Annotated in this window: 29 protein-coding genes and 1 tRNA gene; 27 read left to right on the top strand and 3 right to left on the bottom strand. The window is 60.3% G+C overall.

Annotation, left to right across the window (positions count from 1 at the left end; all coding sequences use genetic code 11):
- The 13 genes from E2F43_RS14070 to queC all read left to right on the top strand — a co-directional run bounded on the left by E2F43_RS14070 (position 1) and on the right by queC (position 9,653).
- A complete protein-coding gene (locus tag E2F43_RS14070; protein ID WP_133213738.1) occupies positions 1–747 on the top strand; it encodes a YebC/PmpR family DNA-binding transcriptional regulator in 747 nt (248 codons plus the stop codon).
- Positions 748–968: 221 nt separating this feature from the next.
- Positions 969–1,487 (top strand): crossover junction endodeoxyribonuclease RuvC, encoded by a 519-nt coding sequence (ruvC, locus tag E2F43_RS14065; protein ID WP_133213736.1) that lies wholly within the window; start codon positions 969–971, stop codon positions 1,485–1,487.
- The gene (gene ruvA, locus E2F43_RS14060; RefSeq protein ID WP_133213734.1) at positions 1,488–2,099 is read left to right on the top strand and encodes a Holliday junction branch migration protein RuvA; all 612 of its coding nucleotides are present in this window, start codon (positions 1,488–1,490) and stop codon (positions 2,097–2,099) included. It begins immediately after the preceding gene.
- On the top strand, positions 2,096–3,151 hold the full coding sequence (gene ruvB / locus E2F43_RS14055; protein WP_133213732.1) for a Holliday junction branch migration DNA helicase RuvB: 1,056 nt from the start codon (positions 2,096–2,098) through the stop codon (positions 3,149–3,151). The genes ruvA and ruvB overlap by 4 nt, the downstream gene beginning before the upstream one ends.
- On the top strand, positions 3,151–3,558 hold the full coding sequence (gene ybgC, locus E2F43_RS14050) for a tol-pal system-associated acyl-CoA thioesterase (protein ID WP_133213730.1): 408 nt from the start codon (positions 3,151–3,153) through the stop codon (positions 3,556–3,558). The genes ruvB and ybgC overlap by 1 nt, the downstream gene beginning before the upstream one ends.
- A gap of 23 nt (positions 3,559–3,581) precedes the next feature.
- A complete protein-coding gene (gene tolQ / locus E2F43_RS14045; protein ID WP_133213728.1) occupies positions 3,582–4,292 on the top strand; it encodes a protein TolQ in 711 nt (236 codons plus the stop codon).
- A 36-nt stretch (positions 4,293–4,328) separates the two neighbouring features.
- Complete coding sequence (gene tolR, locus E2F43_RS14040; RefSeq protein WP_133214352.1) at positions 4,329–4,715, top strand: protein TolR; 387 nt, start codon at positions 4,329–4,331, stop codon at positions 4,713–4,715.
- Positions 4,715–5,479: an energy transducer TonB gene (locus tag E2F43_RS19450; RefSeq protein ID WP_133213726.1), complete on the top strand. Its 765-nt coding sequence runs from the start codon at positions 4,715–4,717 to the stop codon at positions 5,477–5,479. The genes tolR and E2F43_RS19450 overlap by 1 nt, the downstream gene beginning before the upstream one ends.
- Positions 5,479–6,777, top strand: coding sequence for a Tol-Pal system beta propeller repeat protein TolB (gene tolB, locus E2F43_RS14030; RefSeq protein WP_133213724.1), 1,299 nt, complete (start codon positions 5,479–5,481; stop codon positions 6,775–6,777). The genes E2F43_RS19450 and tolB overlap by 1 nt, the downstream gene beginning before the upstream one ends.
- Before the next feature lie 52 nt (positions 6,778–6,829).
- A complete protein-coding gene (gene pal / locus E2F43_RS14025; RefSeq protein ID WP_133213722.1) occupies positions 6,830–7,351 on the top strand; it encodes a peptidoglycan-associated lipoprotein Pal in 522 nt (173 codons plus the stop codon).
- Positions 7,352–7,367: 16 nt separating this feature from the next.
- Positions 7,368–8,297 (top strand): tol-pal system protein YbgF, encoded by a 930-nt coding sequence (ybgF, locus tag E2F43_RS14020; RefSeq protein ID WP_238946930.1) that lies wholly within the window; start codon positions 7,368–7,370, stop codon positions 8,295–8,297.
- A gap of 9 nt (positions 8,298–8,306) precedes the next feature.
- A complete protein-coding gene (gene queE / locus E2F43_RS14015) occupies positions 8,307–8,975 on the top strand; it encodes a 7-carboxy-7-deazaguanine synthase QueE (protein WP_133213718.1) in 669 nt (222 codons plus the stop codon).
- A 3-nt stretch (positions 8,976–8,978) separates the two neighbouring features.
- A complete protein-coding gene (gene queC, locus E2F43_RS14010) occupies positions 8,979–9,653 on the top strand; it encodes a 7-cyano-7-deazaguanine synthase QueC (protein WP_133213716.1) in 675 nt (224 codons plus the stop codon).
- Here the strand turns inward: queC and soxR are convergent.
- Positions 9,644–10,096 carry a redox-sensitive transcriptional activator SoxR gene (gene soxR / locus E2F43_RS14005; protein WP_133213714.1) on the bottom strand — a complete coding sequence of 151 codons (453 nt, stop codon included), beginning with the start codon at positions 10,094–10,096 and terminating at the stop codon, positions 9,644–9,646. The genes queC and soxR overlap by 10 nt on opposite strands.
- 104 nt (positions 10,097–10,200) lie before the next feature.
- On the opposite strand from soxR, the gene E2F43_RS14000 reads away from it, so the two are divergent.
- The 3 genes from E2F43_RS14000 to E2F43_RS13990 all read left to right on the top strand — a co-directional run bounded on the left by E2F43_RS14000 (position 10,201) and on the right by E2F43_RS13990 (position 11,425).
- Entirely contained in the window at positions 10,201–10,620 is a 420-nt protein-coding gene (locus E2F43_RS14000) for a VOC family protein (RefSeq protein ID WP_133213712.1), read from the top strand.
- Positions 10,621–10,644: 24 nt separating this feature from the next.
- Positions 10,645–11,220: an NADPH-dependent FMN reductase gene (locus E2F43_RS13995; protein ID WP_133213710.1), complete on the top strand. Its 576-nt coding sequence runs from the start codon at positions 10,645–10,647 to the stop codon at positions 11,218–11,220.
- Positions 11,221–11,349: 129 nt separating this feature from the next.
- Positions 11,350–11,425: transfer RNA gene (locus tag E2F43_RS13990), tRNA-Lys, on the top strand.
- A gap of 113 nt (positions 11,426–11,538) precedes the next feature.
- On the opposite strand, the gene E2F43_RS13985 is transcribed toward E2F43_RS13990, so the two are convergent.
- Entirely contained in the window at positions 11,539–11,826 is a 288-nt protein-coding gene (locus tag E2F43_RS13985) for an encapsulin-associated ferritin-like protein (RefSeq protein WP_133213708.1), read from the bottom strand.
- A 160-nt stretch (positions 11,827–11,986) separates the two neighbouring features.
- Here E2F43_RS13985 and E2F43_RS13980 point away from each other — a divergent pair, with 160 nt between their 5' ends.
- The 11 genes from E2F43_RS13980 (at position 11,987) to E2F43_RS13930 (ending at position 22,815) form a co-directional block, all read left to right on the top strand.
- Positions 11,987–12,358: an ANTAR domain-containing protein gene (locus E2F43_RS13980; RefSeq protein WP_133213706.1), complete on the top strand. Its 372-nt coding sequence runs from the start codon at positions 11,987–11,989 to the stop codon at positions 12,356–12,358.
- 57 nt (positions 12,359–12,415) lie between these two features.
- On the top strand, positions 12,416–12,607 hold the full coding sequence (locus E2F43_RS13975) for a PLD nuclease N-terminal domain-containing protein (protein ID WP_238946929.1): 192 nt from the start codon (positions 12,416–12,418) through the stop codon (positions 12,605–12,607).
- Positions 12,608–12,832: 225 nt separating this feature from the next.
- Complete coding sequence (locus E2F43_RS13970) at positions 12,833–14,263, top strand: TrkH family potassium uptake protein (RefSeq protein ID WP_238946928.1); 1,431 nt, start codon at positions 12,833–12,835, stop codon at positions 14,261–14,263.
- Complete coding sequence (locus E2F43_RS13965; protein WP_165954322.1) at positions 14,260–14,676, top strand: NAD-binding protein; 417 nt, start codon at positions 14,260–14,262, stop codon at positions 14,674–14,676. The genes E2F43_RS13970 and E2F43_RS13965 overlap by 4 nt, the downstream gene beginning before the upstream one ends.
- Positions 14,677–14,819: 143 nt before the next feature.
- Entirely contained in the window at positions 14,820–15,554 is a 735-nt protein-coding gene (locus tag E2F43_RS13960; RefSeq protein WP_238946927.1) for a sulfotransferase, read from the top strand.
- Between the two features lie 33 nt (positions 15,555–15,587).
- The gene (locus E2F43_RS13955) at positions 15,588–16,601 is read left to right on the top strand and encodes a glycosyltransferase family 2 protein (protein WP_238946926.1); all 1,014 of its coding nucleotides are present in this window, start codon (positions 15,588–15,590) and stop codon (positions 16,599–16,601) included.
- 77 nt (positions 16,602–16,678) lie between these two features.
- On the top strand, positions 16,679–17,203 hold the full coding sequence (locus tag E2F43_RS13950) for a peroxiredoxin (RefSeq protein WP_133213698.1): 525 nt from the start codon (positions 16,679–16,681) through the stop codon (positions 17,201–17,203).
- 120 nt (positions 17,204–17,323) lie between these two features.
- On the top strand, positions 17,324–17,968 hold the full coding sequence (locus E2F43_RS13945; protein WP_133213696.1) for a PaaI family thioesterase: 645 nt from the start codon (positions 17,324–17,326) through the stop codon (positions 17,966–17,968).
- A 21-nt stretch (positions 17,969–17,989) separates the two neighbouring features.
- Positions 17,990–18,901, top strand: a complete 912-nt coding sequence (locus E2F43_RS13940; RefSeq protein WP_238946925.1) for a cation diffusion facilitator family transporter — start codon at positions 17,990–17,992, stop codon at positions 18,899–18,901.
- 241 nt (positions 18,902–19,142) lie between these two features.
- A complete protein-coding gene (locus tag E2F43_RS13935; RefSeq protein ID WP_133213694.1) occupies positions 19,143–21,428 on the top strand; it encodes a TonB-dependent receptor in 2,286 nt (761 codons plus the stop codon).
- Between the two features lie 130 nt (positions 21,429–21,558).
- A complete protein-coding gene (locus E2F43_RS13930) occupies positions 21,559–22,815 on the top strand; it encodes an acyl-CoA dehydrogenase family protein (RefSeq protein WP_133213692.1) in 1,257 nt (418 codons plus the stop codon).
- Here the strand turns inward: E2F43_RS13930 and E2F43_RS13925 are convergent, their stop codons facing one another.
- Complete coding sequence (locus E2F43_RS13925; RefSeq protein ID WP_165954321.1) at positions 22,816–23,961, bottom strand: aromatic ring-hydroxylating oxygenase subunit alpha; 1,146 nt, start codon at positions 23,959–23,961, stop codon at positions 22,816–22,818.
- Between the last annotated feature and the right edge of the window lie 83 nt (positions 23,962–24,044).

The raw sequence follows: 24,044 nt of genomic DNA, 5'->3' as shown, positions 1-24,044 counted from the left end.
ATGGCCGGGCACAGTAAATGGGCCAACATAAAGCACCGCAAGGCTGCCCAGGATGCCAAACGGGGCAAGATTTTCACCAAGTTGATTCGTGAACTGGTAGTGGCCGCCAAACAGGGCGGCCCCGCCCCGGAAGATAATCCCCGCTTGAGGGCGGCGGTGGACAAGGCGCTGGGCGCCAACATGACCCGCGACACGATCGATCGGGCAATTGCCCGCGGCGCCGGCACCAACGACGCCGACGATATGGAAGAGCTCACCTACGAGGGCTATGCCGCCGGCGGTATCGCGGTGCTCGTCGAGGTGATGACCGATAATCGCAATCGCACCGTGGCAGAGGTGCGTCATGCATTCACCAAACGCGGCGGCAATCTGGGCACTGATGGGTCTGTGGCCTACCTGTTCAGCCGGGTCGGGCAGATCGCTTTTGCCCCGGGGGTCGACGAGGAGCAGGTGATGGAAGTGGCCCTCGAGGCCGGCGCCGAAGACATCGAGGCCAATGACGACGGTTCCATCGATGTCACGACCCCCTGGGAGGAATTCGGCGCGGTGAAATCTGCCCTGCAGGCTGCAGGCCTTGAGCCCGTCGGCGGCGAGGTGACCATGGTCGCCTCCACCACCGTGGCGGTCGACGCCGCCGGTGCGGAACAGGTGATGGGCCTGGTGGATGCCCTGGAGGAGCTGGACGACGTGCAGAACGTGTACACCAATGCCGACATCCCCGACGAGGTGCTGGCCGGGCTGGAGTGATTGGGGCTCCTCCTGTGGTTGTGTGCCCATCTGTCAATCCGTCCATCTGCCCACCCCCTCATCAGGCCATCCCGGCGCTGCCTGGAATGACGGGACCTGGCCGATGGCCTGACCCCCAACCCCTGCGAACAGGTTTGCACGCCAAACTTTTCACCAGTTAGTGACGTTGCTGACCCGGCGCTGTATATTCGTACATACTGGAACTGGGCGCGGAAAACTCCATGTCGCTTATTTTGGGAATCGATCCGGGTTCCCGCAAAACCGGCTTTGGCATCATTAATCATGTGTCTGGCCGCAGCGAGTATGTCACTAGTGGGGTCATCCGCCTGCCGGAGGGGGATCTGGCGCCACGTCTGAAGATAATATTCGACAGTGTTTCGGAGCTGGTGGAACAGTACTGTCCCGGGGAGCTGGCCGTTGAACAGGTGTTTATGGCCAAAAGTGCCGGCTCGGCATTGAAACTGGGCCAGGCGCGGGGCGCTGCCATTGTGGCCTGCGCCATCCGGGACATGGAGGTGGCTGAATACTCCGCCCGCCAGATCAAGCAATCAGTCGTGGGAACGGGCGGCGCGGAGAAAACCCAGGTGCAGCATATGGTAAAAGTACTGCTGAAACTTCCTGCCGAACCCCAGGAGGATGCGGCGGATGCCCTGGCGGCAGCCCTGTGCCACGCCCACACACGACAAAGCATGATAAATATGGCTGGCGCCAAATCTGTGCGCCGGCGGCGGATTCGATAAATGATAGGCAGAATTCGGGGCACCCTGGTTTACAAGCAGCCGCCTGACATCCTGGTGGAAGTCGGTGGTGTTGGCTACGAACTGCAGGTCCCGATGACCACACTTTTCCAGTTGCCCGCACTGGGTGCTGAAGTTGCCCTGGTCACCCACTTCGTGGTGCGGGAGGACGCCCAGTTACTGTACGGCTTTATCGATGAGCGTGACCGCTCCCTGTTCCGCCGGTTGATCAAGGTCAGCGGCGTTGGTCCCAAACTCGCCCTGACTATTTTGTCTGGCATGGATGCCAGCAGCTTTGCCCGCTGTGTGCAGCGCGACGACGTTTCTTCACTGGTGGCGCTGCCCGGCGTCGGCAAGAAAACCGCGGAACGCCTGTTGGTGGAAATGCGCGACAAACTCAGGGACTGGCTGGAACAAACCAACGCCGAACTCCCCGCAGGAGGAGCGGCCATAGCGCCAGTCGCCGACATGGTGGCGGATGCCGAGAGCGCGTTGATTGCCCTGGGTTACAAGCCGACAGAGGCGGCCAAGGTGGTCGCGGCCGTCAATGATGAATCCATCGCCGATAGCGAGGAACTGATTCGCCGGGCGCTGAAATCCATGGTGAGCGGATGATCGAAACCGACCGCCTGATCGCCCCGGAGCCGGTCAGCCCACGGGAAGATGCCATGGACAGGGCCATCCGGCCCAAGACCCTGGACGAGTACGTTGGCCAGCAGGTGGTGCGGCAGCAAATGTCCATCTTCCTGCAGGCGGCGAAACAGCGGCAAGAGCCCCTGGACCACACCCTGATTTTTGGCCCGCCGGGGCTGGGCAAGACGACCCTGGCCAGCATTATCGCCAACGAGATGGGTGTCTCCCTGAAGACAACCTCCGGCCCCGTTCTGGAGAAGGCCGGTGACATAGCCGCGCTGATGACCAACCTGGAACCGGGTGATGTGCTGTTTATCGACGAGATTCACCGACTCAGCCCCTTCGTGGAAGAGGTGCTGTACCCGGCGATGGAAGACTACCAGCTGGACATCATGATCGGCGAAGGGCCCGCGGCCCGCTCCATCAAGCTGGACCTGCCGCCGTTCACCCTGGTGGGCGCCACCACCCGCGCCGGCCTGCTGACCTCGCCGCTGCGGGACCGCTTCGGGATTGTCCAGCGGCTGGAATTTTATGAGGTGGGTGACCTTGCCCACATCGTTGAGCGCTCTGCCAATATTCTCGAGATAGGTATAGACAGCAAGGGGGCCACCGAGATTGCCCGGCGCTCCCGGGGCACCCCGCGTATCGCCAACCGGCTGCTGCGGCGGGTGCGTGACTTCGCCGAGGTCAAGGCCGATGGCCATATCACGGATTCTGTGGCGGATCGGGCGCTGGACATGCTCAGCGTCGACCAGCAGGGTTTTGATCACCAGGACCGGCGTCTGTTGCTGGCCATGATCGAGAAGTTCGACGGCGGCCCGGTGGGGGTGGACAGCCTGGCGGCGGCCATTTCCGAGGAGCGCGGCACCATCGAGGATGTGCTTGAGCCCTACCTGATCCAGCAGGGCTACATGCTGCGCACGCCGAGAGGCAGAATGGTCACCCGGAATGCCTATTTGCACTTCGGTTTACCGCAGCCGAACAGCCCGGATAGTGGTAACCTCTCTCTTGATCTGGGAGGGGGCGATAACTGATGGCGGCGGAGGAATTTTCCCTGCCCCTGCGGGTCTATATCGAGGACACCGATGCCGGGGGGATTGTCTATTACGTCAACTACCTCAAGTTTATGGAGCGGGCGCGCACGGAGTACATGCGCAATCTCGGCTACGGCAAGGATTATATTTTCAACCACGACCTGATGTTTGTGGTGAGGGATGCGGCGATCAGGTACCTGGCACCGGCGTACCTGGATGACCAGTTGCAGGCCACCGCCCGGATCTTGGCGCTGGGCGGGGCCTCCATCAGGTTCGCCCAGACCGTGCGCAGGGCGGGGCAGGATCTGGCCGCGGGGGAACTGACTATCGCCTGTGTAGATCGCAGCGGAGTCAAGCCCCGGCGCATACCCAGAGACATGAGGGACCGGCTGCTGCCGGCACAATAACAGAACCACCAAGGGGACCTGAATTGGAAGAGCAGTTAAGCCTGATAGACCTGGTAATACATGCCAGTTTCACCGTGCAGCTGGTGATGGCCCTGCTGGTTGCGGCGTCGATGTTGTCCTGGTACATGATCGTCCAGCGTTTTCTCTACCTGCGTAGTGCCAGGGAGGAGATGTACAGCTTCGAGGAGCGCTTCTGGTCCGGCATAGACCTGTCACAACTGTACCGGGAGGGCAACGAAAAAGCCTCCCACGGTAGCCCAATCCTTGGCATGGAAAGTATTTTCCGGGCCGGCTTCAAGGAATTTTCCCGCCTCGCCCAGCAGTCAGAGATGGATTCCGAGGCCATTCTGGAGGGCTCGCGGCGGGCAATGCGAGTGGCAATGATGCGCGAGGAAGAACGCTTGGAACGGCACCTGGCGTTTCTCGCCTCGGTGGGTTCAACCAGTCCCTATATCGGCCTGTTCGGCACGGTCTGGGGTATCATGCATTCCTTCCGCGGGCTGGCCAACGCCACCCAGGCGACCCTGGCCACCGTGGCACCGGGTATTTCCGAGGCACTGGTCGCAACCGCCATGGGACTGTTTGCCGCCATCCCCGCCGTGCTTGCCTATAACCGCTTCTCCTCCAAGGTCGAGGTGTTCAGTAATCGTTACGACACCTTCGTCGACGAGTTTTCCAGTATTCTCTACCGCCAGGCCTACGCCCTGCGGGCCAAGAACAAGCGGGCAGGGTAAGCAGGGGTGAACAGGACTCGCAACAAGCGCAGGCCGATGGCCGAGATCAATGTGGTGCCTTACATCGATGTGATGCTGGTGCTATTGATCATTTTTATGGTCACTGCCCCCATGCTGATGCAGGGGGTGAAGGTTGACCTTCCCGAGGCCAGCGCGGCCCCGGTTGAAAACCAGGATAGCGAACCGTTAATCGTATCGGTCAACGCCAGCGGGGAACTGTTTCTCAACCTCGGTAACGAAGAGCAGGTACTGGCCCTGGCTACCATCCGCGACCGGGTGTCGAAAGTCATGAGGACCAATCCCGACAAGCCGGTGCTCATCTGGGGCGATGAGGCGGTACCCTATGGCCAGGTGGTCACCGTGATGGTGGCCCTGCAGCAGGCCGGTGCGCCCAGTGTCGGGCTGGTGACAGAGAACCCCTAGTGGCCACGGAATCGGTATATGGCAAGCCGGTACTGCCGCGCATTATCGTGCGCCCGGCGCTGGCGTCGCTGGCTCTGCACGCCCTGATCCTGGTGGCGCTGACGGTGAACTGGGCGAATTTTGAACCCGAGGTGGTCAAGGTCAAGCCGGTGCCCAAGGTGATCAATGCCCGCTTGGTCGATGTCAGCGAATTTCAGCCGAAGCCGAAGCCGAAGCCCAAACCAAAAGTCCAGTCGAAGCCAAAAGTGACCCCCGCCAAGCCGGTACCTGCGAAACCCAAGCCGAAGCCCCAGCCCAAGGTAGAGACGAAGCCGAAAGCGACCACTGCCAAGCCTAAACCCAAACCCGAACCCAAACCGGAGCCCCGCATCACCGAGGAAGAACTTGCCGCACTCGCCCGTGCCGATATGGCCCGGGCGATGGCGCAGGAAGACGAGGCGCTGGAAGCGACCGCCACGGCCCGGGAGATGGTCGCCAGCTACACTGCACTCATTGCCCAGACGGTGATTAACTACTGGAGCCGGCCTCCCAGTGCCCGCAATGGCATGGAGGCGGAACTGCGGCTGCAACTGGTGCCCACCGGCGAGGTGGTCAGCGTGACCCTGATACGCGGCAGTGGCAACGCCGCGTTCGACAATTCAGCGATCAATGCGGTCAAGAAAGCCGGAAGTTTCCCTGAGCTGCAAAACCTGCCCAGCGCAGAATTCGAGAACAACTTCAGGCGTTTCCGCCTGTTATTCAAACCAGAGGATTTACGTTACTGATGAAACGGCTGTTTTTGGTCATTACCCCGCTGATACTGGTTCTGTCGGCCCTGACTGCCAGGGCGGAACTGACAATCGAGATTACCCAGGGCAGGGATAACCCCACTTCCATTGCGGTGGTGCCCTTCAATTGGCTGGAACCGGGGGCAGCTCCTGAAGATGTGGCCTGGGTGGTGGACTCCGACCTGGCGCGCAGCGGCCAGTTCGCCCCGGTTTCGCGCTCGGATATGCTCGGCCGCCCCAGTACCCAGCAGGAAATTTTTTACCGGGACTGGCGGGCCATCGACTCCGAATACCTGCTGATTGGCAGGGTGTCCGCCCAGGGTACCCAGATGCGCATCGAGTATGAACTCTACGATGTGGTGCGCCAGCGTCAGGCCCATCGGGGGGTGGAAACCGGTCCCATCAACGAGGCCCGGATGCTTGCCCACCGGGTGTCCGACGCGGTGTACGAGAAGCTGACCGGCATTCGCGGTGCCTTCGCTACCCGATTGCTCTATGTGTCAGTCACCCGGGTCCCAGGAGGCAAGGACTACTTTCGCCTGACCCTGGCCGATTCCGATGGTGCCCGGCCCATCGTGCTGCTGGAGTCCCGCGAGCCAGTACTGGCCCCTGGCTGGTCCCCGGATGGCAGCCAGATATCCTATGTTTCGTTTGAGTCGGGAAGGCCCGCTATTTACCGCCAGAACCTGAGTACCGGTGCCCGCGAGCAGCTCACCGCTTTCCGGGGGCTCAATGGCGCACCGGCCTGGTCGCCAGATGGCAAGAATATGGCCATGGTGCTGTCCAAGGACGGCAGCCCCGACATCTACCTGATGAACCTGGCCAGCAAAAAGCTGACCCGAATTACCCGTCATTATGCCATCGACACCGAGCCGACCTGGATGCCCGACGGTCGCTCGCTGCTGTTCACCTCCGACAGGGGGGGGCGGCCGCAGATCTATCGCTATGACCTGCGTACCGGCACCACCGAACGCCTGACCTTCGAGGGTAGCTACAACGCCCGGGCCCGGGTGGCCCAGGACGGTCGCAACGTGGTGATGGTGCACCAGCAGAATGGCCAGTTCCACATTGCCCTGCTGGACCTGGTGACCAACCGTCTGCAAGTACTGACTTCCACTGAATTGGATGAAAGTCCCAGTATCGCACCCAATGGCTCTATGGTATTGTACGCTACGAAACACGCGGGTCGCGGCATACTTGCGGCGGTTTCGGTGGACGGGGGAGTGAAGTTCCGGTTGCCATCGCGGGAAGGCGACGTGCGTGAGCCAGCCTGGTCACCCTTTATGAACCGATGACCTGATAGACAAAAACAGTTTTTACAACCACGTACTTTTAAGGAAAGGTATTATGAAACATCTACCTGTTGCCGGTAAGGCTATATCTGTGCTGTTCGCAGCAACGCTCCTGGCAGCTTGTTCCGGCAGCTCCAAGAAGCAAGAAGAAGAGGCCGCTGCTGCAGCCGCTGCTGCAGCCGCAGCCCAGGCTGAACAGCAGGCCGCAGCCGCCGCGGCCGCCGCAGAGCAGCAACGCCTGCGTGACGCCGCAGCTGCCTACGGTAATGTCTTCTATTTTGACTTCGACAGCTACAACCTGAAGCCCGAGGCGATCGAAGCACTCGACGCCCACATCGCTGCCCTGCAGGGTAACGACGCCACGGTTCGCCTGGAAGGCCACACCGATGAGCGTGGTACTCGCGAGTACAACATGGCCCTGGGCGAGCGTCGCGCCAACGCGGTGCGTGACTACATGGTAGTGAACGGTGTACCCAGCTATCGCATCGAAACCGTGAGCTACGGCGAAGAGCGTCCGATAGCCTATGGTTCCGGCGAGTCCAACTGGTCCCAGAACCGTCGCGTCGAACTGAAGTAAAACGCCTATGGCAAACATGAGCAAACTGCTTGTGGCGAGCGGGCTGGTCCTTGTGACTGGCCCGTTGTCGTTCCAGCTCAGGGCCCAGGACTATGTGGATGTCGAGGCCGAGCGCAGTGGCCGCACCACGCCCGCGGCGCCGGCAACGGCTGCGCCGGCGAGCGCAGACCCCTACGCTACGCCCTCCGGAACAGACCCCTACAGCGTCCAGCCGACACAGTCCTATCCGGCAACCAGTTACGGTATGGACAGCGCCCCCGCCGGCTCGGCCATCGGTGCGCCTGCCTCGGCTGCGCCGGTGGCGGCTCCCGCTGGCGGGCAGAATATGGGCACTCTGTATATCCAGATGCAGCAGTTACAGCAGGAAGTCATGCGCCTCAACGGTATCGTGGAGGAGCAGGCCAATGAATTGCGCAAGCTCAAGTCACAAAGCCTGGAGCGCTACGTTGATCTCGACCGGCGGCTCAGTTCAATGGGTGGCGGCTCGTCGACCGGGGGTGCCAGTGCTGCCCCGGTGCCGGCCCCGTCTCCGGCCGGTGGCTCAGGTGGCACAGAGCTTCCGGGCGAGGGCGATGCCTACCGCAGTGCCTACGCCCTGGTGCGCGGTCAGCAGTTTGACCAGGCGGTTGAGTCTTTCAACCAGTTTTTACGCCGATACCCCGACGGCAGGTACGCGGCCAATGCGCACTACTGGCTGGGGGAGCTGTACCTGGTGATCGACCCGCCGGACCTGGAGGCCTCGCGGCAGTCATTCTCCCTGTTGCTGGATCGGTACCCGGATAACGCCAAGGCGCCGGATGCCATGTACAAGCTTGGCAAGGTGCAGTTCCTCAAGGGTAACCGGGAGAGGTCCAAAGAGTATCTGGATCGGGTGATCCGCGAGTACGGCAACACCAACAACTCCGCCGTGAAGTTGTCACGGGACTTCCTCGCCGAGAATTTTTAGGCGCCAGCCATGTCGACCAGTCTGGTCCACAGTGATGATGCCCTGCGCATCACCGAAATCTTTTACTCCCTGCAGGGAGAAGCGCGCACAGTGGGCCTGCCCACTGTTTTCGTGCGCCTCACCGGGTGCCCGCTGCGCTGCGTTTACTGCGATACGGAGTACGCCTTCAGCGGCGGTGAATTGCAGCACCGGGACGACGTGATGGCAAAAGTCGCCTCCTACCAGCCGCGCTATGTCACGGTGACCGGCGGTGAGCCACTGGCCCAGCCCAACTGCCTGCCCCTGCTCACTGCGCTGTGCGATGCCGGCTATGAGGTCTCTCTGGAAACCGGTGGTGCCATGCCGCTGGCGGATGTGGATCCCAGGGTGGTCAAGGTGGTTGACCTGAAAACCCCCGCCTCGGGGGAGATGGCCCGCAATGACTACGCCAACATGGCGCTGCTGCAGGCTCATGACCAGGTGAAGTTTGTGATCTGTGACCGGGAAGACTACGAATGGGCGCGCTTCAAACTGGACGAATACCAGCTCGCGTCCCGGGTTTCCGACATCCTGTTTTCCCCCAGTCACGGCCAATTGTCGGGTCGGGAACTGGCCGAGTGGGTGCTGGCCGATAACCTGCCGGTAAGAATGCAGCTGCAACTGCATAAAATTCTGTGGAATGACGAGCCGGGACATTAGGTGATGAGCAAGAAGCGCGCGGTAATCCTCGTCTCCGGGGGCCTGGACTCCACCACTGTACTGGCCATGGCCCAGTCACAGGGCTATGCCTGTTATACCCTCAGTTTCGACTACGGACAGCGTCACCGGGCAGAGCTCTTTGCCGCTGAGCGGGTATCCCGGGTCCTCGGCGATGTGGAGCACAAGGTGGTCACGCTCAATCTGGACAGTATCGGCGGCTCGGCGCTGACCGATGCCGACATCGCTGTACCGGAGGAGGAAACCGCAGGAATTCCGGTGACTTACGTGCCCGCTCGCAACACCGTGTTCCTGTCCATCGCCCTTGGCTGGGCGGAAGTGCTCGGCGCCGAGGATATTTTTATCGGTGTGAATGCGGTGGACTACTCCGGTTACCCTGATTGTCGTCCGGACTACATTGCGGCCTTTGAGACCATGGCCAATCTTGCGACCCGTGCCGGCGTTGAAGGCAACAAACTGCGCATACACACGCCGCTGATGGCCATGGGCAAGGGCGATATCATCGCCGCCGGCCTGGCACTGGGAGTGGACTACGGCCTGACCGTGTCCTGCTACCAGGCCACGGACGAGGGCCTGGCCTGCGGCAGGTGCGACGCCTGCCGCCTGCGCGCCCGGGGCTTTGTCGATGCGGGCGTGGACGACCCCACCCGCTACGCCTGAGTCGATTCTCCCTCCAGATAGACCGCCCCGACGCCCCTGGCGCCCAGTTTGTCATCCTCGTTGTAGATGGGGCAGTTTTTCATGGACAGGCAACCGCAGCCGATACAGCCGGTCAGCCGGTCGCGGAGCCGTTCCAGCGCGCTGATACGCGCGTTGAGACTCTCTCGCCAGAGGGTGGAGAGTCTCTCCCAGTCCTGCGTATTCGGCGTCCGGTTGTCGGGCAGTGTCGCCAGTGCCTCCCTGATTTCTTTGAGGCTGATTCCCATTTTCTGCGCTGCCTTGATGACCGAGATGCGCCGCAACACGTCTGGCTTGTATCGCCGCTGGTTACCGGTGTTGCGCCAGCTGCGGATCAACCCTTTCTGTTCGTAGAAATGCAGGGTGCTGACCTTAACACCGCAGCGCTTGGCCACTCTGCCGGGAGTCCAGCTTGGTTCGCCCATTGTATACTCCGGTAAATAGTTCACATGGTTGTTAACAAGGACTTTACCTCAAGTTAACTTGAGGTATTAGCATTGCCTTCGTCAATTCAAGGCGGGAGGTCAAAATGATTCACTTAGAGCATGTAAACCTTGTGGTTACCGATATCGACGCGGAACTGGCGTTCTACCAGGCGGCTTTTCCCCACTGGCGCGTGCGCGAACGGCAACAGGGTAGTTGGTCCGGCAAGCCCCGGACCTGGGTTCACTTCGGCGATGATTACCAGTATCTGGTGTTTGCGGATAACGGCGAGGGCGAAAACCGGGATCTAGCCGGCCACAGTGTCGGTCTGGCGCACTTTGCCTTTGTTACCCACAATCTCGATGCGATGATAGCGCGGTTGCGGGCGGCCGGTTTTGAGCCGGACAAGGACGGTGCCGAGGAGCCTCACCGCCGCAATATCTATTACCTCGATCCCGCGGGTTTTGAGGTGGAGTTCGTAGAGTATCTGAGCGATCTGCCCGCCGAACGCAACCTGTCCAGTTAAGCCAACACCAGGGAGTGAAAGACAATGAAAATAGTGGCCTTCGCCGCCAGTAACAGTAGCCAGTCCATCAATCGCGCGCTGGCATCCTACGCAGCCCACCTGGTGCCTGAAGCGGAGGTGGACCTGCTGGACCTGAATGACTTCGAGATGCCTATCTTCAGTGAGGACCGGGAGCGTGAGAGTGGCCAGCCGCCGGCGGCCGGGGCATTTCTGGCGCGGATCGCCGCCGCCGATGCGCTGGTGATCTCTTACGCGGAGCACAATGGGTCGTTCAGCGTGGCCTACAAAAATGTGGTGGACTGGGCCTCGCGTATCTCCCGTAAGGTCTTTCAGCAAAAACCGACCCTGATGTTGGCCGCCAGTCCCGGAGCGGGCGGCGCCGCCAGTGTGCTGGCGCTGGCGGAGCGATCCGCCCCCTCCATGGGCGCCGAGGTGACAGGCACGGTATCGGTGCCCCGCTTTCACGATCATTTCGACCTCGCCAGCGGGCAGGCCGTGGACGGGGAACCAGTCAGGCGGGTCAAAGCCGCTGTCGAGGTGCTGTCGGCAACGGTAGCAGGGGCCGGCCAGCGACGGGCCGGACGCGGGTCGCACGGATAAACAGAACTGCCGTCTGCCGGCTTTGTCGGTCTCTAAGGCACTGATTAATCACGGGTTATCGCCGGCAAAAAAATAGGCCCCAAGGCTTGAGTTTTGAGTTTAAATCCGTAAGATACGCACTCCTTCTGAGGGTCGTTAGCTCAGTTGGTAGAGCAGTTGGCTTTTAACCAATTGGTCACTGGTTCGAATCCAGTACGACCCACCATACAAACAAAAATGGCTCACCCGCAGGGTGGGCCATTTTTGTTTCAGAGGAAGTTTCGTCGGTCAGCTTGCGACTGCCTGGCAGGCAGCCCGGAGGCCGTACCCAGTATGAAATCAGTCGTGGGCGATGGGCTCTTCGGTAAACAGGTAGTCGCGCAGTTCCTTGTCGAAGGTGGGGTCTCGACGACGGATCCACTCCAGCACCATGGCGGCGTGTTCCTTTTCCTCGTCGCGGTTGTGAGCGAGGATGGCGCGAAGCTCATCGTCCTTGCAGGCATCCATCCGTTGGTTGTACCAGTCGACGGCTTCCAGTTCTTCCATCAATGAGGTGATCGCCCGATGCATGTCACGGGTTTCATCGCTGAGTTCGTCCACGGGTTCATGGTAACCTTCGTTCGCCATTGTCTCTCTTTCTCCTTAACGCTTGTGGGTGAGCCGTGTTATGGCCGGCCCTGCGTATCAGCAGGGTCGTGTGGAGTATAGCAGCGGTTTGCTGATACAGGCCCGGCAAGGGCCGTAGCGACAAATCCGGGGCCAATCGGGGCAGGGGATACGCCCGCTTTTGATCTATACTGTTGTCGACAGTGAATCGGCCCACCGCAGCAGGCTCGAACAGCTGGCTCGGGCTTGCGGGTTCAGCGTCGAGTGTGGCGCAGACGTGGCCGATATCGCGGTTGAGCGGGTCGCAGAATTTGACCTGATCTTCTTTGAGTTGAGCGCCGAGTCACTGGATGGAAACCATCCCGTCTTCGCGCCCGGGGTTTTCGAGTCCACCGAAGTGTTTGTCATGAGCGAGACCGATACGCCGGAAGCGGCAGATTGGGCCATTTGGATGGGGGCGAGTTACTATTTCCGCAAGCCCGGTGACAGCGAGAGCCTGCGGCCATTGCTTGAGGACATCGCCGCGGAAGCCGCCAGCGGCGAAAACCGCTGAGACAGTCGAGGGGTGATTACCGGCCGTGTCAAAACTCAGTAAAACCAAGGAGAAAGTATGATGGGAATAGAAGTGTCGGGTGTGGTCGGTCTGCTGGTTCTGGTATTGGATATCTGGGCCATTATTAATATTCTCGGCTCGGCGAGCAGCGCTGGTTCGAAGCTGGTATGGACCCTGGTGATCCTGCTGTTGCCGGTCATCGGTGTGATCATCTGGTTCTTCCTCGGACCGCGTAGCCGAGCAGCCTGAAAGCGATTTCGAGATTGGCGTGGCGAGCTCAAGCCCACAGTGGAAGAGAGGGCGGACGAAATCGCCAAATAAGCCTTAAACCGCTGCCGGTAAGGGCGCGCTGGCGCCCCCTGATCGGCAGGTCTGGCCCGCTCTCCATGAACTGCGCGCCGAGATACGCGGGCAGATGACCGGGTCGGACCACTTTTTAACAGGGAGTAGCGGCAAATGGGGAAATACAGTGCCATGCAGTTTGCTGTCCGGCCAGCGGTGGTCGGTCGCCTGTTGGCGAACATGTACGGCATTCTGGCGCTACTCACTATTGTTCCCGGACTGCTCGCGGCCCTGACCGGGTCTGTCGCGGCACCGGCGTATGGTGTTGTGGTGCTTATCCTGGGCCTGCTCTGGCTTCTCGCGCGCAGCCTTCCCGACCCCGAACGGGTGCAGAAAAACGAAGCGCTCGTGGTGGTGGCTCTGCTCTTTACCTCCAGTTCGCTGCTGCTCGCCCTGCCGCTGATGTCCTACGGCATTCCCTTTATCGACGCCTGGTTTGAGGCGGTGTCGGGTGTAACCACGACGGGGCTATCGACACTGCAGATTACGGACCGGCCGGTCGCCTTTCTTTTTGGCCGTGCCTGGATGCAATGGGTTGGCGGCATTGGGGTAGTGGTGCTGGCGCTGGCGCTTTTTGTCCGCCCCGGGGTCTCCGCCAGCAGGCTGGGATTCAGTGATCGGGAGATGGACGATGTGGTGGGCGGAACCCGCGCCCATGCGCGCCGGGTGATCATTATTTACCTGGTGATAACGGCAGTGGGTATCACAGCCCTGCTGGTGGCCGGTTCCAGTCTGATAGATGCCATAGTGCATTGCATGGCAGCTATTTCTACCGGTGGCTTTGCCAACTACCAGTCCAGCCTCGCCGGCATCAGCGCGCCCCAGCTCTGGGTTATCAACGGCTTATGCCTCGCCGGGGCGGTATCCTTTCACCTCTACTATCGCTCCATACTGCATACCCGGCGAGAAGAGTTGCTGGATAACCAGCTTTATGCGCTGCTGGTTGTGCTGGTGCTTTCGACGACCCTGGTGTGGGTGGTGAGCCGGCTTGTTGGCCTGCAGGCCTCGCCGCAAGATCTCATTACCCTGACGATCTCAGCCCAGACCACCGCCGGGTTCAGCACCATGGATCTGGCGGCACTGCCGCCGGCAGTCATACTGGTGTTGTGTACATTCATGGCCGTGGGGGGCGGTGCGGGCTCTACCGCCGGGGGGATCAAGCTGGACCGGGCCTTGCTTATGCTGCAGGTTGCCTATCGCACGCTGCTGCGCAGCAGCGTGACGGAGCAGGTCCATGTGCGCGGTGAGAAAGGCGTTGAGGCGTCTCGGGTGGAGGAGGCCGTTGCGCTCATCTTCTGGTTCCTGCTGGTCGTACTTCTGTCGTGGTTGGTTTTTCTTGCCTGTGGCTATTCGCCGATGCATTCGCTGTTCGAGGTTATTTCGGCCACGGCCACCGTCGGACTCTCGGCCGGGCTTACCAGTGCCGATTTACCGGCGGCGCTGAAAGCTCTACTGTGCTTCAACATGTTGCTGGGTCGACTGGAAATAGTCGCCATGCTTATTTTGTTCGCGCCACGGAGCTGGTTTGGCCGCAGGCGGGCGTTACACGGGAGAAAACATTGAGAATCGTAATTATCGGCGCCAGCGGTCTGGCCCTGGCCTCCGCAAAAGCTTTTCTGGCAGATGGTCACGAGGTGGTGATCATCGAAAAAGATCAGGCCGTCATCGACAGGCTGGACGAACAATACGACTGCAGCTTCTACTGTGGTGATGGGGCCAGACCTGGTGTTCTGGATGACATGGATCCTGCCAGCACCGATCTGTTGCTCTGCCTGTCGGACGATGATACCTCCAACGTGCTGGCAGCGGTCGTGGCCAGGTCGATGAGCTTTGACCGCGTGGTAGTGCGCCTCGAAGACAATGACCTGTTACCGGTTTGTGAACAGCTGAAGTTGGAAAATGTCATGGTTCCCGACGAACGCATGGCACAACATTTGTTGTCGTTCGCGGAGGGAGAAGAGGATTGCCCTGAGTGAAGCAGAATGGGGGCCGCTGTTATTGCCGTCACGGCGGCGGGTTGGTCAACTGGCAACCCATTCCATCAATCTATATACTCTGGCCCCTACGTATGTGAATTATAAGAATCTCGCCCGCTTGCTGGCGATGGACTTCCAACCGCGTGAACAGTAGTAATCTGCAGACAGCCAAGGTATGTCATACCGCTCCTGAGCAAATTCTTTGCGTGCTGGGCATGCACCGCAGTGGTACCAGCTGCCTCACCGGGTCACTGCAGGAAGCCGGCCTGCACATGGGAGTTATCCACACCTGGAATCCCCATAACCTCAAGGGAAACCGGGAAAACCAGCAGATTGTGGACATCAATGATCGGGTGCTGGCTTTCGCAGGCGCCGCCTGGGACAAGCCTCCTGCCGCAGACATTGACTGGCCCCAGGGGGAGATGGAATCTGCCCGGGAGCTTTTTGCCAGCTATGCGGATCTCAGTCCCTTTGGCTTCAAGGACCCCAGAACGCTGTTAACCCTCGCAGGCTGGAGGCAACTGTTCCCGCACCTGCAATACATCGGTATCTTTCGCCATCCCCTGGCGGTGGCGCAGTCACTGGCTAACCGCAGCGGCATGCCCATCGATCAGGGTCTGGAACTCTGGTATGAGTACAATCGCCGCCTGTTGCGCCAATACCGCGAAGCCGCCTTTCCGCTGCTGAGTTTCGATGATGAACAGTCGCTGTTCCAGAACAAGCTGCAGCAGGTGCTCGGTGCCATGGGGTTTGATGCCACCCGGTGGCAGGGCGAGTTTTTTGATGAAAACCTGAGATCCGCTCACAGGGAGAATGAGGGCGTTGTCCCATGGAAGGTTCGTCGGCTCTACCGTAAATTGCAGCGACTGGCTGCCTGAGGTCCCGCAATGCTGACCCATATAAGAAAAATAATGAGTGGTGGGAATGCTTCTCAGGATGTAACCGTAACCAGCGGCGGTCCGGCGCTCAGTATTGTCGTTATCCTCTACGACATGCCGTTGCAGGCAGAAAAAACCCTGTACTCCCTGTCGGCGGAATACCAGCAGGGAGTGTCGGAATCGGATTACGAAGTGATCGTGGTCGAGAACGAATCGGACAACCACCTGAGTCGCAAGCTGGTTGCCAGCCTGCCAAAAAATTTCAGTTATCATCTGCGCGCAGAGCGCGAACCCACGCCAGTGCATGCGATCAATCATGGCGTGGGCATCAGTCGCGGCCGCTATGTCTGCGTGATGATCGATGGTGCGCGCATGGTGACCCCGGGGGTGGTGCGCAATATCCTGCGCGGGCATCGATTGAGTGACAAGGCGGTGGTTACCGTGCCTGGCTATCACATTGGTGACCAGCTACAACAGGAAGCTGTGGATGACGGCTATGGTGTAGCGGAGGACGAGGCGCTGATCAGTTCTATCGGCTGGCCCGCCAATGGCTATGGCCTGTTCGATATCGCCTGCTTCAGTGGCTCCTGCGCGGCCGGATTTTTTCGTCCCAACAGCGAGAGCAACTGTATCAGCATTCCCCGGGACATCTGGGCCGGACTCGGTGGCATGGATACCCGGTTTAATCTCCGTGGTGGCGGCCTGGTCAACCTGGACCTGTACAAACGGGCCTGCGAGTTCCCGGGCGTCGAGCACGTGGTGTTACTGGGAGAGGGAACCTTTCACCAGTTTCACGGCGGCGTGACCACCGGTGGCGAGGCCAGGGACGTGCGGGCACGTCTGATCGAGGACATGCAACGCCAGTATGAACGCATCCGGGCGGAGCCCTACCGGAGTCCACAAACCAGGCCGGTATTCCTTGGCGAGTTACCCCGCCAGGTATTGAAATTTGTGCATTCATCGGCTGAACCTCTGCTGGCCGCACCGCTACAGACCGCGCCGGCAGCCCCGGTGGCGCTGTTCAAGGCCGAATCTGCCAGCGGTTGAGTGAACCAAAGGGAAGGCCATTTCGTCGCTTGCCGCGTACACTTTCAAGAATCGCCAGTTCCAGCAGGAGAGAATCAATGAGCCCATTTAATCACCTTGTCGCTGCCGCGATGCTCGTCGCCACCACCCTGGCGCAGGCCGGGGAACTGGCAGTCGGTGCCATGGCACCTGACTTCACCCTGCAAGGTTCCGATGGCCAGACCTATACCCTGTCGGACTACCGCGATAAACAGGCCGTGGTTATCGCCTGGTTTCCCCGGGCCTACACCAGTGGTTGCACGGTGGAATGCAAATCTCTGGCGGAGAAGGGGCACCTGATTCGCGAATATGATGTCAGTTACTTCATGGCCAGCGTGGACCCCCTGGAAGACAACATTGGCTTTGCCGAGGAAACCGGGGCTGATTTTCCCCTCCTGAGTGACCCGGAAAAATCGACAGCGAGTGCCTTTGGGGTTCTGCACCCCATGGGGTTCGCCAAGCGTGAGACTGTCTACATCGGCAAGGATGGCCGTATCCTCAAGATTGATGACCAGGTAAACCCCGCTACCTCGGCGGAAGACATGGCAGCCATTCTGGGGCAACTGGGTGTCGCCAGGCGTTAGCGCCCTGCAGGCACAGTTTCCGGCTGCCATATTGGACCAGCCCTGGAATTCTCAGTAGCGGGATTGCAGCCCGCGTCAGCCTGGGTCACTCTGGCAACTCAGTTGCGAGGGCATGGGCGTATGAGTTTTCAACAGGACGAGACAGCGGGCGACAGGGAACTGGTCGAGGCCGTCAATACCGAGGCGGGTGAACTGATCAGGCTGTTACGCTGCAGCCATGCCCCCGATCCTGTGCTGGCGACGGCCACCGAGCATATTCGCGCCGCCATGGAATCACTGACACCCTACCTCAGGCAGGGGGAAGGCTGGTCCACCGTTTCGATCGCCAGCGATACGCCCGGACTGGGCTGGCTGGAGGACGACCTGACCCGATGCATGCCCTACAGCCCGGTGAGTGGCGCGCGTAACCCGGTGGCTCCGCCCATTCGCATGTGGCGCGATGGCAACGAAGTCCGTGGCGAGGCGATCTTCTCACCCACCTATGCTGGCCCGCCGAACAGCGTGCACGGGGGCATTATTGCCGCAGTATTCGATGAACTGCTGTCCATGGCCAATGTAATCAGCGGTAGCGCGGGATTTACCGGCACGTTAACGATAAAATACCTGCGGCACACGCCCCTGGATCGGCCCATCGAATTGTGGGCCGTCAACGAGCGAAACTCCGGCCGCAAGCAATTCAGCCGGGGCGAAATGCGGGTGGACGGTCAGGTGACCGCCAGTGCCGAGGGTCTGTTCATCCGCCCCGCGTCGCAAATGGATGCCTGATCGGGAGCTGCGCTCCACCCAATGACTCGTTCGACTCACCCAGGCCGCATCGCGCCGGAACAGGCTGCGCGGTTAATGCGCCTGGCAACCTACGCCTCAGTGTCCGTGGCGACAGTGTTGATAGGCGCCAAGCTGCTCGCATGGCAGCTTTCCGGTTCGGTGAGCCTGCTCGCCACCCTGGTTGATTCCGGCCTGGATGCGGTTGCCTCGCTGTTGAACCTGTTGGCGGTGCGTCATGCCCTGTCCCCCGCAGATCGTGAACATCGCTTTGGCCATGGCAAGGCGGAAGCCCTCGCCGGACTGGGGCAGGCAGCCCTGATCTGCGGTTCTTCGCTGTTCCTGGTGTATGCCTCGATACAGCGCATGCTGGAGCCGGTTGCCCTGGGGGGCTTTGGGCTGGGGATGTGGGTGATGGTGTTCTCTATTGCCATGACCCTGTTGTTGCTGACATTCCAGCGCCACGTCATCCTGCGCACGGATTCCACCGCCATTCGCGCGGATGCGCTTCACTACCGCACCGACCTGCTGGTCAACGCCAGTGTGTTGCTGGCGCTGGCATTATCCCGCTGGGGCTGGCCAGGATTCGACCCGCTGTTTGCCATCGCCATTGCTTTCTACATCCTGTACAGCGCCTGGGAAATTATCAGCCACGCCTTTGACCACCTTATGGACCGGGAGCTGCCCGATGAAGAACGGCTGGAAATCGAGCAGATCGTGCTTTCGCACGCGAAGGTGAGGGGGCTGCACGACCTGCGAACCCGGCGCTCGGGTAAGGACACTTTTGTGCAGATGCACATCGAACTGGACGATCATCTCAGCCTGCGGGAGGCACATCGGATTGTTGTCGAGGTGGAGAGTGCCGTGGTGGAGGTCTTTCCCGGTGCGGAAGTACTCATTCACCCCGATCCCCTGTCAGTCGTAACCTCGCAATAGCCGGCCCGGGTCGCACCTGTGGCCGGAGTGCTGGCGTGGAGTATAAATAGTTCTACCACCCGGCAATGCATCTAGGGCGTTTTTGCCGCTATTTCCTAAGACATTGATTATAAGGATAAATAAATCTTTAACCCGGGGGCTGGCTGTGAATTTTTACGACCATTTCTCCGGGTGATTTCGTATATTGGAGGCAGGGGCCGCGAGGCCCGGATGATTATTTTAATAACCTGGGAGATCACCCATGAAAGCAAACCGCAAGCGACTGTCAGCAGCTGTTGTGCTGGCTTCCGGATTGGCCACCGGCAGCGCGTACGCGCAACTGGAAGAGGTCATTGTCACCGCACAGAAACGCACCGAGTCACTGCAGGACATCCCCGTGGCGATTTCGGCCTACGACGCCGACAACATCGAGAGCATGGGGCTTTTCAATGCCCAGGACGTCGGGGCGGCGTCACCCAGTCTGCAGATGCCGCTGTACCCGACCGCGGGCAATAACATGGCCCTGTTTATTCGTGGTATTGGTAACGCCGACTCCATCGTTATCACCAAGGACCCGACGGTGGGGGTTTATTACGATGGCGTTTACGCCGCGCGTTCCACCGGGTTGCTGGCGGAGCTCTCCGACCTGGAGCGGATAGAAATTCTTCGCGGCCCCCAGGGCACCCTGTACGGCCGTAATACCACAGGCGGCGCCGTTAACTTTATCAATGCCAAACCGACCGGGGAGTTGGGTTTCAAGCAACTGCTGGGTGCGGGGAACTACGGTAGCTGGCGTAGCGTCAGCCACCTCAACCTGAACGATATGGGCGGCCTCAAGGCCAAGTTTACCGCCAGCTTTTCCGAGCGGGACGGCTGGGTCGATAATGAAGGCCCCAACGCTGTAGCGGGGCTGGATTACACTGACTATTACCTGCGCGAGACCGAGGGCTATCGCGTCGCACTGCGTTTCGACGGCCTTCAAAACCTGGTGGTCGATTACAGCTACGACTACTCCGACATGAACACTGCGCCGGGGTATTTCCAGTACAGCGGCCCAACCGGCGGCCTTGATCCAGCCTTCAATCCGGTGACCAGCAGGTTTCGCACGCGGTTGGAGGAGACCCGGACACCCACGGGCGGCGGCAGGTTTGCCTACTACCTGCCCGAAACAGAAACGGAGGTGCAGGGACACAACCTGACGATCGAGTGGGTCATGGGGGATCACCTGACCCTGAAATCGATTACCGGCTACCGGGAGTTCGAGGACGATGCCTCACAGAACTTCAGCCAGTCCTTCGACAACGCCGGTTCGCTGGAGATCAACACGGTCACAGACCACGAGCAGTTCTCCCAGGAACTGCAACTGATCGGTAGCTACGATCGCCTGCACTGGGTGGCCGGCGCCTACTATTTCGACGAGGAAGGAAACCAGGCGGAACGACAGTACCTGGACCGGGCAACCGTGGACCGGACCGGCATCATCGCCCTGGACTTCACCAGTTTCCCGCCCACGCCCTGCAGTGACGGCTCCACGGCGGACCCGTTCTGCTCGGATTTCACCCTGTTCTTTCCGCTTTACCTGGGCGAGTATGTGGTGGATACCGACGTCGAGTCCTGGGCGGTGTTCGGCCAGGCCACATGGAGCGCCACCGAGCGCCTGGACCTGACCCTGGGGTTGCGCTACACGGACGATGAGCGCAGCGCCGTGCGTACCAATGACGGCCTGCTATGGAACTCGTTTGGCCCCGGCGCCTCCGACTCCAACCTGGATGAGCCGGACTATACGGCCATTGCCGATTACCAGTGGACCGAGAACATCTCCACCTATATCAAGTACTCCACCGGTTTCCGCTCTGGCGGTTCCAGCCGCAACAGCCTGGCGGATTTCAGCCGGGCCTTCGACAAGGAAACCCTGGAGTCCTACGAACTGGGGTGGAAAACGGAGCTGCTGGACCAGCGCCTGCGTCTCAATGGTGCCATCTATCACATGGTTATCGATGACGTGATTCTCGACTACCTGCCCGACCCGGTAAACAGCCCGCAGTTTGTGGAAGTCTTCAATTCCGGCGAAGCCACTGTCGACGGGCTGGAACTGGATGTGACCTGGGCCCTGGCCGAGAATTTCCTGTTGGGTGTCAGCTATGCCTACATGGATACGGATATTGACGATGCGATCTTTCCCGATGGCTCCGATCGTTCCGATACGACCGAGTTGGTGTGGGCACCCGAGCACGCCTACTCGATCAATGCCGACTGGGATATACCGGTGAGCTACGGTACCTATCGCCTGCACGCGGATTACGCCTGGCAGGACGACCAGCTCGCCCTGGCTAACACCAACTTTGGCGAGATCACCGTGGAGGCCTACGGCCTGCTGAATGCACGGTTCAGCCTCTCCGGGCTGGAGATGATGGGCGGTGACTGGCAGCTCGCCCTGTGGGCCAAGAACCTGCAGGACCGCGACAATGCCAATTACGCCATCGGCACTACCGCCAACACCTTCCTTACGCCGCGGATGTATGGCGCGGAACTGGTCTTTGAGTTCTGAGTGAGGTGGGCTGTACAGGCCTCGCCCCGGCGGGGCCTGTACAAGGTGTCTCCCATGTGACATATCCCGCGCCGATTCGCTGCTACACTTCCCCGATTCAAGCAATTACTCATAAACAGGGAAATGGATTATGGATCTGGGAATCAGTGACCGCGTCGCCCCGCTGCTGGCGGAGGTAAAAGAGTTTATCGAAAACGAAGTGTTGCCCTTGGAGCACGAGTTCTTCGAGGAGGTCGCGGTGGGCGATCGTTGGGAACTTACCCAGCGACAGCTGGAGATTCTCGATGGTCTGAAGGAAAAGTCCCGGGCTCGTGGCCTGTGGAACTTTTTCCTCACCGATGGCGACGGCGGCTCAGGCCTCAATACCGTTGAATACGCCTACCTCGCTGAGGAAATGGGGAAGTCCCACCTGGCGGCAGAGGCCTTCAACTGTTCCGCCCCGGACACCGGCAACATGGAGGTGCTGCATAAATACGGCACCGAGGCCCAGAAAAAACAGTGGCTCCAGCCTCTGCTCAACGGAGAGATTCGTTCAGCCTACGCCATGACGGAACCCGCTGTGGCCTCCTCGGATGCCACCAATATCTCTACCGAGGCGGTGCTGGATGGCGAAGAGTGGGTAATTAACGGCGAGAAGCACTATGTGTCAGGTGCCGGTGACCCCCGCTGCAAAATCATGATCGTGATGGTCAAGACCGACCCCGAGGCCCCCAAGCACCTGCAGCAGTCGCAAATCCTGGTACCCATGGATACCTCGGGATTCAGCAATGTGCGACCGATGCACGTGTTTTCTCTGGACGATGCGCCCCACGGCCACATGCACCAGAAGTTCGACAATGTACGGGTTCCCAAGGACAATATCATCCTGGGTCCGGGCCGCGGCTTCGAAATTTCCCAGGGGCGCCTCGGCCCCGGCCGCATTCATCACTGTATGCGTGCTATCGGTGCGGCAGAAAAAGCCCTTGAGCTGCTCTGCCGGCGCTCGCTGTCGCGGCAGGCGTTTGGCAAGCCGCTGGCACGCCTGGGCGGCAATGTCGACATCATCGCCAATGCCCGCATGGATATCGAACAGGCTCGCCTGCTGACGCTCAAAACCGCCTGGATGATGGACAATGTCGAAGCCAAGGAAGCCCGTGTGTGGATTTCCATGATCAAGACCGCGGTGCCCAATGTGTCCATTCGTATTGTTGACCAGGCCATCCAGATGTTTGGTGCGCTGGGTGTGTCCCAGGATACGCCGCTGGCGGGCATGTATATGGCGCAACGTACCCTGCGACTGGCGGACGGCCCCGACGAGGTGCACCGCATGGTCGTTGGTCGCCATGAGCTCAAGGCCTATATGGCGGAGTCACCGCAGCCGGTTAATGCCACCTTCCGTGACGGCTGATTAGCGCAATTCCCGGGCAATCACCTGGTGGAAGCGGATCGCCGCTTCCTCCAGCCCGCCAAACAGCAGGGAGTCATTGGCCCCGGAATCCAGGCCCCGCTGCGTTCCAGCCGCCACGAAAATGTCCTCAGCGGCGAAGACGCCTTCATCGATAAGCTCGAAGGAGCGGCGGAAGTGGTCGCGCTCCTCGTCACTGGCCGGGGCATGTGGCACCAGCATGGTGTGGACGAATACCGTCTTGTCCACCGCAACCGGGAACAGGCAGATAATGCTGGTGTAATCGGGTTGTATGACCAGCACCGCGTTGGGAAACGTGGTGTAGGAAAAGGTGGCGTAGGGTCGGAGGTCGCCGAGCTCCCCCGGCGGCAGTCCCACGGCCTCGGCAATTTCGTTGCGGGCCACCGCGTTGCGCAGGTGATCGCCGATGAATTGGGAATCCGCCAGGGCATCGGGGAAGAATGGACCCACGGTATTCCTGTGCAGGCGGGTGACATGGTAGCCATCCAGAAAGGCGTCCTGGATGAGTTTCCAGTTGGCGGCAACCTCGCGCACGCTGTGCTGGCAATACTGGAAGTCGCCCAGTTTGAAGTAATCCAGGTCGTCTCCCAAGCCGGCCAGGTGGGCGTCGATGTCCATGCTGGCACCGGGGGTGAGTTGTATCCAGATGAGGCCATTGCGCACTGCGGTCGGCAGCTCGACCAGCCCCAGGGTCGCTTTATCGACATCGAGGAAACTTTCCGCCCTGGGTATGTTGCGCAGGCCACCGTCGAGCCCGTAAGTCCACTGGTGATAGGGGCAGACAAACGAACGCAGGCGGACCTGACCCTGCCCCTGGACCAGGCGCATGCCCCGGTGGCGGCAGACATTGAGGAAACTCTGGATGTTGCCATCGGCGCCTCGCACGGTGACCACGGGCAGCCCCAGCAAGTCCTGGACAATGGCGTCGCCAGCGTCGGGTATCCGGGTCTCGTGCGCAAGCAGCAGGGGGCGTTGCAGGAACAGCTTTTCCCGTTCCCGCTCGAAGTGTTTCGGGTCCGTGTAATGATTGACGGGGATGCGTTCTGAGCACGCCGCCGGGCCCTGCTCGTTACCGGCATAGCGTTGCGCCAGGTGTGTGACCATGTCCCGGGGGTGTGGATGTCCCATCTCGGTGCCTGTTGTGTGGCTTTTCAGGAAGAGCATAGCAGGCCAGAGATAAGGGCAAAACGGTTGCATGGCCGGGAAGCTTG

It is taken from the genome of Seongchinamella unica (assembly GCF_004354085.1).
GTDB lineage: Bacteria > Pseudomonadota > Gammaproteobacteria > Pseudomonadales > Halieaceae > Halioglobus > Halioglobus unicus.
This window is presented reverse-complemented; position numbering and strand designations above follow the sequence as displayed.